Below are 12,554 nucleotides of genomic sequence, written 5' to 3'. Positions count from 1 at the left end.
CGAACTGCTCACCGATGACGCATCAAAAGCCTTCGATTATTACTTCAGGCATTACGGCTGGCAGAAGGACTTTGCGCACGACATGGGCGCCATGGGTACCTATCAAACCTTCCGGACCGACAAGCCCCTCTATACCGGCGGAATGATGAATCGTAAAGGTCCCGGCATGCCCGAAGGTATTCCGCCGCATTGGCAGTTCTACTTCACCGTCGACGACATCGAGGCCGCGCAGAAACGTGTGATTGACGCCGGCGGTAAAGTATTCCGCCTCCCATGGACGTACCCGGAGGCTCACGCATTTTGCAGGCCACAAACGACCAAGGCGGCCACTTTGCTTTAATGCAAGGTCCAAAATCGTAACCGCGATTATTTTATGCCCGGCGAAGCCGTTCCTTCGTTCGCAGGAGAACGGTCGCCGATGCACAGCGAAATTCACGGCACGTCTTCTAAATCTAAGCGCGATGAAGTCGCTCTTACGATGAGCGCTGCATCAATGGAGAATGAATGCGCCAAATACCTGACTTTATTTTCTGTTTTTGTCTTGCTCCTGTGTTTGCCTTTTGGGCTGCGTTGGAAATCAGACCTAAGACGAGGTGGTGTCTTTTCCAATCAAGGCCCACCGTCTATTGACCCGGGTAGATTCATCGGTAAATAACTGTGGTGAAGCAATACCTTATCTGCCACTTTCTTTCCACGATCGGCAAACACACGGAGCCAGAGCAAACGCCTCAGCTCCATAGCCCGCCGTTGCGGCGGCTTTCCGGGGAGAGTGCATCATTCCATCCACCCACGCACAGGAGTTGCCGAGTCGCGTAATAGAAGCGAGAGCCGATAGAGCAAAGGAAGTTTTCCTGGGCGAGCTGCTTCGCCGACCTCGGTGATGCAGCCACGCGGAATTCCGCCGCCTACGATCTCATCTACTGTAGTCATACCGCTGGCGAAAGCCCTGGGGCATGCTTGATCTTAAATGTCAGGACAGCAGGTACACGCTGAGCCAACTTTGTTTCGATCTGAAAACGGACTGCACGATCGGTAGCCATTAGTAGATTCGCTTTATCTTCGCCTAACTGCTATTGCGACACTCCACCAAACAAATTTTGTTTGTACTCGACCCAAACACATTCAAACAGGAGCTTTAGCTTTCCACATGCGTCCACCAAGGATTGCCGTGGCCAATCTGCTTAGGAGATTGCATGCGCAAAAGGCTCATAGAATCATATAACTAACCCAGGCTGAGTAAGTTGCAGTTTACATATGAGCTTGGACAGGTATCAGACGTATCCAAGCCTGCCAGGATGGGCGTGAATCTGCTTCAGCTGTCCTTTGCGCTCTGGATACTAGAAGGTACTCTACCGAACGTTTTGGATTGGCAGGTGATGTCTCAAATCTGAAAGCCTCATCGAAATTTTAACAATAAGCGGGATCTGGCTTTTCTCTTCCGAGACCTTCCTACGCCGACTGATCTTCCCCTGTCAGCAACGTTGACGATCTGCTCTTGGCGGGATCTATGACGGTCTTTCCAGTCAAGGGCAGATCGCTTAGACAGAGCTAAGTTCTCGGTGAAACGCGTTTTGCGCTTCCATAGAGAGAGGCACGGGTTTAGATCTGCAGTAAGCCTGGGTACCCTATACATCCAGATTGGTTACTTTCGATACGTTGCCATCCGTATGTGGAATTATTCTTATTATCGCTTCTTTACGGGTTGAAGCTATTTGGTGCTGTGGTAGCTTTTAGACACTTTAATAGGTGAAACATGCAGCCAACTGCCCTTTGCAATTTTGCACTGGAGAGCATCATTTTTCAACGTAAGAAATTACGTCGGCAGTTGCTCGCCTGCACAGATCTTAAAGAGATACGAATCGCCATTTTGAGTGGAACCACTACGAATGAGCTCGCGGATCTGTTGGAGATCTTATTGTTGCAAAACGGGTTCCGACCAATCTTTTATCAAGGAGAGTATGGAAGATTCTATGAGGATGCGGTGTTAGAGCCGGAAACTATCGTAGCTTTTAAGCCAGATTTAGTTTACGTTCACACTTGTGCTTTAAACATCCGTAAACTTCCGCCTGTTAGCTGTTCCGAAAAGTATTTCTCTGAGCTAGTCGAAAGTGAGATTGTCCGTTACCAGGCCGTTTGGGACTCACTCACTAATATAGTCGGTTGTCAGATTGTACAGAACAACTTCGAGCTGCCTGGGAACGCAATTCTGGGAAATCTCGATGCTGCAAGTGCCGGAGGAACGACACGCTTCATTAACGAGATGAACCATCGTTTTGTTTTGGAAGCACGTGCCAATCCAACGCTTGCGTTACAAGATCTGTGCAGCATTTCTGCTCGCATTGGACTTGATCGCTGGTCCGATCCGGAACGATGGTATCGGTACAAAATAGCCAATACGATCGAGGGCAGCTTTGCAATTGCGACGTCTCTCGCGGCACTCATCCGTGCCACATACGGGCGTACTCGCAAGGTGCTTGTTTTAGATTTAGATAACACCCTATGGGGCGGTATCATTGGAGACGATGGCCCCGACAAGATCGTACTCGGACGCGAGACTCCGATCGCGGAGGCCTACACGGCCTTCCAGGAATACTGCTTGTCCTTGCGTGAGCGCGGCATCTTACTCGCGGTATGTTCCAAGAACAATGAGGAGGTTGCTAAGCAAGGATTCGTGCATCCAGACTCTGTTCTCAAGTTGGAGCACTTCTCCGCATTCAAAGCGAACTGGGAGCCGAAGCACGAAAACATTTTCAGCATAGCTGAGGAGCTTCAGCTTGGTGTGGATAGTTTTGTATTTGTTGACGATAACCCTGCCGAACGCGCTATCGTTGAGGCCCAGATCCCAGGCATAGCAGTCCCGAACGTCGGAAATGATGTGACTCGATATGCCACTATTATCGAATCGCACCGTTATTTTGAACAGCTATCGCTCGGAAAAGAAGATCTCACTAGGGCAAAACTGTATCAAGAAAATATGCAGCGCTCAACGCTTATGAGTAAGTTTGCTGACTACGGGGAATATCTTGACTCGCTTGAGATGTGTGCAGAGATAGACGTATTCAACTCCACGTACATGGAACGTATTGCGCAGCTTACGAACAAATCGAACCAATTTAACTTAACCACACGACGCTACACGCTAGCGGAAGTCGAAGCCACAATCAGCAGTGGCAAGCACATTGGAATCTACGGAAAACTCATCGATCGCTTCGGCGACAATGGTTTGATCTCGGTAGTTCTCGGAACGATTAGAGGGCGAGAGCTTCATCTGGATCTTTGGCTCATGAGTTGCCGTGTCCTCAAACGCGAAATGGAAATCGGCATGCTAGATGGTCTAGTGGAGCGCGCCAGAAATCGCGGTGTCGAGATAATCTTTGGATACTATTTGCCCACCGCAAAAAACGGCATGGTTAAGGATCATTATCAAAAACTCGGCTTTTCAATGGTGTCAAGTGACCAAACCACTGGCGCTTCCGTTTGGTCACTTAGTATCACAAACTACTCTGTCCGCAGCCGCCACATCAGGATTCTGGAGCCAATCAATGGATGATCGTTTGCCCGAAGTACAAGAAATTTTTCGCGATGTCTTTGATTCGCCCACACTCATTATTACTCGTGAGTCAAGTGCCTATAACGTGGAGGGCTGGGACTCTTTAGCACATATCGATCTTGTTACTGCGATCGAGACGAGATATAAAATTAAGTTCGCCCTCGGCGAGCTAGAAGAGCTTAAGAACGTCGGCGATCTCTTGGACCTTATTGATGCCAAAATGCGCGTAAAGTAATGTCGATTTCCACTAATTTGGAACGGATCATTACCTCGTTTGATAGCACTTATCACCGACTCTAGAGGAGCACTCCGATGAACTTTAGCTCTTTTCAATACATCCTCCTCTTTTTACCGGTAAGTTTCGCCTTTTATCTCCTGGCTCAACGCTTTTCGATTCCGAAAATCCCTCAAACATGTATTTTGCTGGCATCGATTTGTTTTTACGCATGGTCAAAACCGTCCTATTTGCCATATCTGTTGGGCTCAATTCTGGTAAACTGGCAACTTTCACAATGGATCGGGCAAGCTGCTGGACTTCGACGTAAAAGAATACTTCAACTTGGTTTGATCCTCAATGTCGGTTTCCTTTGCGTCTTCAAATATCTAAATTTCTTTTTTGGCAGCATTCCTTATCTCGTCGATCATCTCCGCATTCCAAACTTCGCTTTTCCTCTCGGAATTAGTTTTTTTACCATCACGCAAATCATGTATTTAGTTGATTGCTACGAAGGGTTGATCCCTCCCAGCAGTCTCTTTGACCACGCCACTTTCGTTTCATTTTTTCCGTATGTCATATCAGGTCCTATCAGCAGGTCTAAACGCATCATCCATCAATTTCCTATTCTGAATGAACGTGCTGGACCTTCGGCCGATTTGTTTGCTCGTGCCCTATACCTCTTCTCCCTGGGTCTTATCAAGAAGGTCGTACTTGCCGATGCCTTTGCGAAAGCCGCCGATTATGGCTTCAGCAACATTTCAAGCCTATCCACAATAGAGGCGTGGGCCTTCGCAACAGCATATGCATTACAGATCTACTTCGACTTTAGCGGTTATTCCGACATGGCTATCGCTTCAGCCTTGTTTTTTGGCATTGAGATACCACGCAACTTCGATGCCCCCCTAAGAGCTAGCTCAATTATTGAATATTGGCAGCGCTGGCATATCTCCCTTACGTCATTCATTACCACTTACATCTACACTCCTCTTGTGAGGTCGTTTGGACGCGTCACACTCTACACGTCTGCAATTGCTACTATGGTTGCGATGACGATTGCGGGGCTTTGGCATGGATCCAATTGGACCTTCGTCATCTTCGGCGCTATCCACGGCGTGGCTTTGGCCGTAAACCAATTTTGGCGAAAAAAAAAGATGCCAGCAGTCCCAGGATTGGCATCTTGGCTAATGACTCTTGCAGTCTTCGACATTGCTTTTGTTTTTTTTCGCTCACCGAATTTATGGACTGCATTCAGCTATCTGCCGCATTTATTCAGTTTGCAGAACATCTTTGGCGTTGAGAACCTCCATAAGATGAATGGTGTGGGGGTCGGTACAGGAGTCATGTTTGTGGTTTTTTCCCTCTCCCAGGCTGCAGGCATTGGAGCCGCGTTTTTAGGTAAATCCACCGACCAACTGTCAGTCAGTTTTAAACCGACACTCCTCAATTCGGCAACGACTTCGGCCTGCATGTTGTTTTCGTTGTTTTATTTGAATTCCAACGTAGTCAAGCCATTCGTATATTTTGCTTTTTGAGGTCTACCGATGAATTCTTGCAGCTGGAATACCATCACTCTTGCTACGATTTTCACTGTTGCGATAGCCAACTGCGCCCTCGCTTGCATGTTAGACCCTTACGGTTTATGGCGCGATCCGGTAGGACGCAAGCTTTCCGTGGCCGTCATCACAAATGGAAGAAAAGCAAAGTTTCTCATGAGTAAGCGTTACATTCCCGCCAACTTTGGCGGACTGATCATTGGTCCATCGTCGATCGCAAACTGGGATGTTCCAAATCTCGGAGGCGCTCAAATCTACAATCTAGCTATCGATGGCGCGGACTCCGCAGAAGAGAGACTCGTTTTGGATCAAGCTCTTTTGCGTGGGCATTACAAGATCGCTGTTTTCGCACTTGTCCCGATTATTACGGCAAACCACGAGGTAAAGGGTGGACTAGACTCAACCACGACGGCTGAGTCCGTAGCTAGCTTCCATTTGTACATTCAAGAAGTGGCGTACGCGCTCCGTGCAGCTCATCGCGAGACAGATTTTGTCGACATTGCACCGAACGGTCATTACAACTATCACAAACAAAAAAACCTCGAACATTGGGAACTTAATCCTGATTTGTTCACAATCGATCCCGTTGCCCTAAAACATTACCGCGAGATGATTCTTAATTTGCAAAGCCAAGGTGCAGCGATCGTTTATGTCGTCCCCCCCATTTACGAGGGGTTCTATCAACTGCACAGGGCGGATTATGAAACATACAACACAACTGTCCGAGCTCTTCTGCCCAAAGCTCCGGTAATTGACTTCAGCTCCTCTGAGTATGCGGCCTTGCGTAATGATCCAAGCAACTTTGTGGACGTAATGCACTTAGAACCGCAAGGAGCTCAGACGTTTAGTGCGCTTCTAAGCACTTTTGTGTCACAGACGTTACAACGGGTACAGTAGACCCTCCCCCATCCACTAGGGTCCGGAAGTCGTTTTGCCACGCGCTTTGCTCCTCAACAGAATATCGGCTATATCACCATCTACCTATGACTGTTTATTACAACCTTTCTAGGTCTACCCAACTAATGCCCTCATAAAACACAAGAGTTGCTCTGTACGCTATGTGTGCCAAATGCCCCTAAAAACCTGATCCAACCGCACCAACCGAATGAACATACGTAATCGCCTTGAACCATACATGTTTACCACTCGTAAAAATCTCTCCAGCTGCCCAACTTGGAGAAATCATCTACCCGGATGAGAATGACGAAGAGTGTCGGCTTCTCTGGAGATCGTGCTCAGGGCAAGAAAAGCTAATTTAATGGAGAATTCTCGCGGGTCTCTATGGAAAATCACAGAACCGTTGGCGCTACATCGAGATCGCATTGCGTCTCGGCGTAACCCTTGCAGAGGCTGAGATCGTCTCTCAACGCATCTGGTCTGCCTGGGCCTCCAGTCCGCGGCCCGATAGGATGTGCCGGAGCGGGAGCTTGCATGCAACGGGTGAGCGTTTCACTTTTGATAAACAGGACCGACGCTTCATAGGCGATCGAATGGGCGACCTGGTTGAGCTTAGACTGAACGAGCGGATTTGCAGCAACACTTTGGCGAGTGTGCATGATTGCCTCCTATGGGCGGTTGTGCGGGCTGTAGCCCGCGTTTCTCTCTTGGTCACGTCACCTTTGGCGTGACCGCTTCGTGGAAACTCATTCAGCGCCACTATCAGCTCTCACCACCAGGCGGACCGGCTGACGACGGTGCGGCTTAGTGCGCTGCGATTTGATTATCGAGACTATGCCACCACTTCCCGGAAGGCCAAGACCTTGGCGCCGCGTTGGGTTTGTTCCAGGAAGTCCGCCCAGTCCTGCATCATCTTTGTTCGCGCCTTCAGATGGAGGGCATGATTGTAGGAGGCGCTTACTGCATTCCGTGGGGAGTGCGCAAGCTGGAGCTCTATGTGCTCATGTGAGTACTCCTGCTCGTGCAAGATCGTTGAGGCCACCCCGCGGAAGCCGTGCCCGGTCATCTTGCCTTTGTACCCCATCCGCTCAAGCCCTTTGAGGATGGTGTTGTTGCTCATCGGTTTGGCCGGGTTCCGATCGCCTGGGAACAGCCAGTCGCTATGCCCAGACAGTCCACGCAAGACATCCAGAATCTCTAAAGATTGCTTTGCCAGCGGCACAATATGCGGGGTACGCATCTTCATGCGCTCGGAGGGAATATCCCAACGGGCTCCTTCAAGATCGAATTCGAACCACTTCGCCTCGATTAATTCACTCGTTCGAACGAATGTCAGTGCCAAGAGTTTCATCGCGAGTCGAGTGACATGCGTCCCTTGATAGACCTCTATCTTTCTAAGAAGGTCTGGTAGCTCCTTGGCATCCACCCGAGCATAGTTCGTCTTGCGGGTGGCCTTGAGGATGTACTCGGGCGAAACTCAACGGCGGGATTACGAGTGGCGTATCCATGCGCAATCGCATACCGAAAGACCTGTGCCGCTACTTGTAGAGCTCGTTTGGCGATATCACCCGCTCCGCGTTGCTCAATCGCTTTGGTCATCGCGACCAGCTCAGATGCGTCTATCTCGGCGATAGGGCGTTGGCCCAGCCGGGGGAGGATGTCGGCCGCAGTCCGCCGGCGCACCGAGTCTAAATGGCGAGAACTCTTCCCCTGCTGCCAATGCTCCAACCACCGATCCGCAAGACTGGCGAAGGAGTCTCGCCGGCAACTTGATCCGCGATCTTCTTGGCCTTTCGTTCTGCCATGGGATCGAGACCATCAGCCAGCAATGTCCGAGCTTCTTCGTTACGCTTCCTGGCCAGCGCAAGCGATACCTCTGGGTATCTGCCGAAGGTCATGAGCTTTTCTTTTCCCTCGTACCTGTAGGCCCAGCGCCAAAGCTGATCCACAGATAGAAGTTTCTGCCATCGCTCAGCTTGTAGGGCTTGTCTCTCTTCTTCGCCTTTTGATCTCCGTATCGGTCAGCGCCATTGTGCCCTCGAGCCCGCTTTTTTGGATATACCCGCGTTGCGCAAGTGAGATACCCGCAGATGTACCCGCGCTCGACGCTGGCTTTCACTGTACCTCACTGGAAGCCAAAAGGACATAACCCCAGCATTTGCTGGGGCTTTTTTGATTTGTCCGGATGTCTGCGGAACTCGTGGAACTAGATGGTGGCGGAAGAGGAGGGATTCGAACCCCCGATACCCTTTCAGGTACGCCAGTTTTCAAGACTGGAGCCATCAACCACTCGGCCACTCTTCCCTGTTTGAAGTTTAGTACGCAGCAGGCTATCGCGCAAAAAAAGATCACCGTCACCACCTAGACGTTATAGCCCAGGGGCGGATTCATCGACGATCTGTGAATCTATACTCGTTGATAGCCGCAGCGCAACGCATGAGACATGCATAGCACAAGAAAGTGATGTCAACGCTTGTCGAACCAAATCCAAAATCTTAAGCCGGAACCATCGGCCTCCTCCTTGCTTCATGATGACTCCTTACATAAGGAGCCAGAGGCAAAGCCCGCATGGCCGGGGCGCGCACTAGTGTGGTTATTGGGGATTTCTGGCGCAATCTGGCTGAGTCTTCTGATGATTGTGCCAAAATATTTTCTTCCTGCAGAAGATGCAATGATTTTGTTTGCCTACAGCAGAAACCTTGCGGTGCATGGCGCCATTACTTTTTTTGCGGGCGGCCCCCACGCAGAGGGTGCAACGGATTTTGCGTGGATGGTCCTGATTGCGGGGGCGATAAGAATTGGCTTTGATCCATATTGGTTCTCGGCCGTGGTCAATGTGGCGTCGCTGTTGGGACTAGCTGTGGTGTTGTTGCGGATCGCGCGGGTTCGGATCTCAACGCTTCGTGTGCTTGCGATTGCGGGATTGGCGGCGCTATTCCCACAGATCTTAGCGGCGGCGGCGGGATTCGCGGTTCTTCCGGATGCTTTGCTGCTTGCGACGGTGACGCTGATGGTGATCGAGCGGCGGGTGGCTTGGGCTTCGCTTGCCTCGCTGGTGTTCTGCCTGTTCCGGCCGGATGGGGTTGTCTTTGTGCTGCCTCTGCTGGCTTTTGCTGGGGTCTCTGCGAAAGATAGAAGGGCTGTGGGAGGGAGGGTGACGGCTTTTTTTCTGGTGCCGGGAACAGCATACTTCGCGTGGAGAGTGCATTACTTTGGTGAGCTTTTTCCGCTGCCGTTCCTGGTGAAGTCGGATGCGCATCGCGCGTTGGGGTTTGTTGTCGTTCATTCGATGCAGCAGAGCTTCAAGTATCTGTTGTTCGACACGGCAGTCCTAATGCCGGGGGTTTTGCTTCGCGGGTTTCGACCACGATATCTGTTTGTGAGTCTGATCGCCGCGCCGACGGCGTTCTATTGGATGATGCGGCTGGATCAGAATATCGGCGACCGTTTCTTCTTCTATCTACCGCTTGCCGCCGCTATTTTGCTCGCGGTCCATTGGGAGCAGACAACACCTCCGGTGTGCAGAACTGCGTTGCGCATTGGCTTCGTTGCGTGGCTGCTTTTGATCGCAATGCCGTTCTACCGCGAGCTTCGTACTTTTAGGGATATGCAGTTCAACGAATCGAAGGACATTGCCCAAGAATTGAGCGCTATGCAGGAACATGGCTCCATGATTACGACGGAGGCTGGCTTTTTACCCTACTATTCGGGGTGGACGGCGTACGATCCGTGGGGCCTGAACACCCCGGAGTTTGCCCATCGTTTCGTACAGCCTGAAGATGTCGGGCGCCTGCACGCAGATGTGATTGTGGTGCATCCGGATCGGCCGGAGAGCTGTCTGATACAACCCGGATGGCAGGCACAATACGCAGGCAGGACGTGGCAAAATCTAAGTCGAAATCTGGTGATTGGCGCTGACGCATCGCAGTATGAGTTGTGGCTGGTCTCATACGGATCGGAGTTTTATCGACGGCGAAAAAGTTGGCGTTACGGTGAGGGCGATCGTGAGTGCTGGTTTTTGCTGAGAGATTCACCGCGCTACTCCGGTATAGCGGATGCGCTTAGCCGACATCATGGAGTTGGTCCGCCGGAGTCAACTCGCCTTGAGCAAAATCACGCGCTGCACGCAGCCCAATAGCTGCTGATTTGAGGCATACCCCCCTCCCCACCCAGGGTATTTTGGGAGTAAGTCCCGTATGTGCAATGGTTTAGCGGGAGGGTATGACGCTAAACCATTGCATCCAGGTGGGTTGCGCCTAAAATATCTGCTTTGTGCGGGTTGGTGCGTCGGAGGTAGTTGAATTTGGTCTTTGCGTCGTCAGAGCTATGTACGTGGACGTGGTGGCTTGTTGTCCTTTCGTGGTGCGTTCGTGGTGATTTGGGTACGCTAACGGCGAAGGGCTGCCGCAGCTTTCGCCAAAGGCAGCCCCCGATCTGATCTCTACTTGCAATTGTAGCGAATTGGATATAACTCATACGCCAAGTTTGGCAAAGATTTCTTGAATTATTTTTTCTCATCTTTTTTTACCTCTCATGGTGTCGCTAGTGTCTGAACCTGAGGTGGACACCATAACAGAACTGCAGCTCGATGCAGGCGGCATCCTGCAAGAGGACGTGAATAGATAGCTACTTGAAAAGAGCTTGCCCTGAGCTTGGGCTCATAGACTTTAGTTTATGAACGCGACATGTGGCCGGGCGCGGGGCGGCGTTCTATGGGAGAGACGCACTCTGTTGAACGGATGAATAATTTCTGGAGGAGTGTTGATCGTGGCCGGGGATGCGGATAACTCCGGCTGAAGCGATGTCATCGTACCCGATCAAGAGCTGAAGCTCTTAGAAAAGGTAGTGGACACAATGGCAAAACAAGCACACATGGATGCTGCGAAGCATCACACCGAGGCAGCAGGTCACCACATTAACGCAGCCGGTAAGCACGATCAGGGGCAGGTTGATGAGGCGAACGAACACTCCAAGAAGGCCCATGAGTCCTCGACGGCGGCGCATGGCAAATCGACGGATGCGCATTCGAAGTCTGCGGCATCGGCCGGCAAGAAGTAGTTAGAAACATTAATTAGAACGGATTTGAAGGGGCTGCGGTGTTTCCGTGGCCCCTTCGGCATTTAAACGTGCGGGCGGCCAACTTCCTACAGCTGGAGCGTCTCTCACTGATTGATTCACAGGTGGCAGTATGGCCGGAGTCGTACTGCTGGAATCGGACGACAGATCGACACAGGAGAGGTATATGCCGCTTAAGGATGTTTTGCTGGATGAGTTACGCGATATGTACAGCGCGGAGAATCAATTGGTGAAGGCGCTGCCCAAACTGGCCAAGGGCGCGAAAAATGCAAAGCTGAAGGAGCTGTTTGCCGCGCATCTGGAAGAGACAAAGGGCCATGTTGAACGTTTGAAGGAGGTCTTCGGGCATCTGGAAGAAAAGCCAACCGGAGAGCATTGCAACGGGATGGAAGGAATTGTAGAAGAGGGCAAAGACGCGCTGACGAAGGATGAAGAGGGAGCGTCGTTTGACTGTGGTTTGATCGGCGCGGCACTGCGGACCGAGCACTACGAGATTGCGGGATACCAGGCGACGATTGCCATGGCGAAGACGCTGGGAATGCAGGATGTGATCGATTTGCTAACGGAGAACCTGAACGAGGAGCTGGCGGCGGCAGCAAAGATCACCGAAGCTGCACAGCCGATTCTGCGGCAGAGTTCGGAGGAGCCGGAGCATAAGAAGAAGCCCAAGTCTGCCAAGGAAAAGTACTCTGCACAGAAGAGCCTCGAGGATGAAAAAGAGGCGGCTTCAGGTTTGAAGAAGCGCGCTTCCTAGCCTGAGCAAAGCGTCTTCAGAGAGGGCCCCGCGATTGTGGGGCCTTTTCTTCGGGCAAAGATATGCGCTCGTATCTCGACAGCGCCCATAGAGAGAAGCACAGAGCGCTGACACTCAGATAGGAGAAGTTGAATCGTAGCTTCTCCGAGTGAAGGGCGAAGGTGACAACGAACGGAGCGAGCATCACGAAGCTGGTGATGCTGAGGGTAAGGAACAGACGCGGAAGATCCATCTCCACAAAAAGCATGGAACAGGCAACAATGACCCCAAGTAGAGGTGTCTTGGTTTAGCCTGAAATGGAGAAGCGACCTATTTGGGGTCTGCCAAATAAACGAGTTGTACACGTCAGGCCCTTGCCGTCCATTGATCCGATATCCGTCCGAGGTAAATCTTAGCGTGATTTTTCGGTCAAAAGTTGAGTAATCCGCCGGGGTTTGATCGTATACGGGATATATGTTGGCTCTTCCCATGACATTGAATACGACAGCCGAAACCGAAACGGCAAAG

11 protein-coding genes and 1 tRNA gene are annotated in these 12,554 nt (G+C 51.1%); 8 read left to right on the top strand and 4 right to left on the bottom strand.

Going from position 1 to position 12,554, the window contains the following annotated elements:
• The first annotated feature begins 4 nt into the window (after window positions 1-4).
• The 5 genes from HDF08_RS01950 (at window position 5) to HDF08_RS01925 (ending at window position 6,217) form a co-directional block, all read left to right on the top strand.
• Window positions 5-340, top strand: coding sequence for a VOC family protein (locus HDF08_RS01950; RefSeq protein WP_373563166.1), 336 nt, complete (start codon window positions 5-7; stop codon window positions 338-340).
• Between the two features lie 1,413 nt (window positions 341-1,753).
• The gene (locus HDF08_RS01940) at window positions 1,754-3,550 is read left to right on the top strand and encodes an HAD-IIIC family phosphatase (protein WP_179636769.1); all 1,797 of its coding nucleotides are present in this window, start codon (window positions 1,754-1,756) and stop codon (window positions 3,548-3,550) included.
• Window positions 3,543-3,785, top strand: a complete 243-nt coding sequence (locus HDF08_RS01935; protein ID WP_179636767.1) for an acyl carrier protein — start codon at window positions 3,543-3,545, stop codon at window positions 3,783-3,785. Before HDF08_RS01940 ends, HDF08_RS01935 begins: the two co-directional genes overlap by 8 nt.
• 77 nt (window positions 3,786-3,862) lie before the next feature.
• Window positions 3,863-5,299, top strand: coding sequence for an MBOAT family O-acyltransferase (locus tag HDF08_RS01930; protein ID WP_179636765.1), 1,437 nt, complete (start codon window positions 3,863-3,865; stop codon window positions 5,297-5,299).
• 9 nt (window positions 5,300-5,308) lie between these two features.
• The gene (locus tag HDF08_RS01925; protein ID WP_179636763.1) at window positions 5,309-6,217 is read left to right on the top strand and encodes a hypothetical protein; all 909 of its coding nucleotides are present in this window, start codon (window positions 5,309-5,311) and stop codon (window positions 6,215-6,217) included.
• Between the two features lie 832 nt (window positions 6,218-7,049).
• Here HDF08_RS01925 and HDF08_RS21570 read toward each other — a convergent pair.
• From HDF08_RS21570 to HDF08_RS01915, 4 genes are all read right to left on the bottom strand, one after another.
• The gene (locus tag HDF08_RS21570) at window positions 7,050-7,643 is read right to left on the bottom strand and encodes a tyrosine-type recombinase/integrase (RefSeq protein WP_353068193.1); all 594 of its coding nucleotides are present in this window, start codon (window positions 7,641-7,643) and stop codon (window positions 7,050-7,052) included.
• Entirely contained in the window at window positions 7,604-7,945 is a 342-nt protein-coding gene (locus tag HDF08_RS22060; RefSeq protein ID WP_373563102.1) for a phage integrase central domain-containing protein, read from the bottom strand. Before HDF08_RS22060 ends, HDF08_RS21570 begins: the two co-directional genes overlap by 40 nt.
• Complete coding sequence (locus HDF08_RS21565; protein ID WP_257030832.1) at window positions 7,906-8,115, bottom strand: Arm DNA-binding domain-containing protein; 210 nt, start codon at window positions 8,113-8,115, stop codon at window positions 7,906-7,908. Before HDF08_RS21565 ends, HDF08_RS22060 begins: the two co-directional genes overlap by 40 nt.
• A gap of 316 nt (window positions 8,116-8,431) precedes the next feature.
• A tRNA-Ser gene (locus HDF08_RS01915) sits at window positions 8,432-8,521 on the bottom strand.
• 367 nt (window positions 8,522-8,888) lie between these two features.
• Between HDF08_RS01915 and HDF08_RS01910 the strand changes: the two genes are divergently transcribed.
• The 3 genes from HDF08_RS01910 to HDF08_RS01900 all read left to right on the top strand — a co-directional run bounded on the left by HDF08_RS01910 (window position 8,889) and on the right by HDF08_RS01900 (window position 12,047).
• Window positions 8,889-10,355, top strand: coding sequence for a hypothetical protein (locus HDF08_RS01910; protein WP_179636761.1), 1,467 nt, complete (start codon window positions 8,889-8,891; stop codon window positions 10,353-10,355).
• 716 nt (window positions 10,356-11,071) lie between these two features.
• Window positions 11,072-11,275: a hypothetical protein gene (locus HDF08_RS01905; protein ID WP_179636759.1), complete on the top strand. Its 204-nt coding sequence runs from the start codon at window positions 11,072-11,074 to the stop codon at window positions 11,273-11,275.
• Between the two features lie 184 nt (window positions 11,276-11,459).
• Complete coding sequence (locus HDF08_RS01900; RefSeq protein ID WP_179636757.1) at window positions 11,460-12,047, top strand: ferritin-like domain-containing protein; 588 nt, start codon at window positions 11,460-11,462, stop codon at window positions 12,045-12,047.
• Window positions 12,048-12,554 lie beyond the last annotated feature (507 nt).

Source organism: Tunturiibacter empetritectus, assembly GCF_013410875.1.
In the GTDB taxonomy this organism is placed as follows: domain Bacteria; phylum Acidobacteriota; class Terriglobia; order Terriglobales; family Acidobacteriaceae; genus Edaphobacter; species Edaphobacter empetritectus.
Note: the sequence above shows the minus strand (reverse complement) of the source record. Positions and strands in the feature narration are given on the sequence as shown.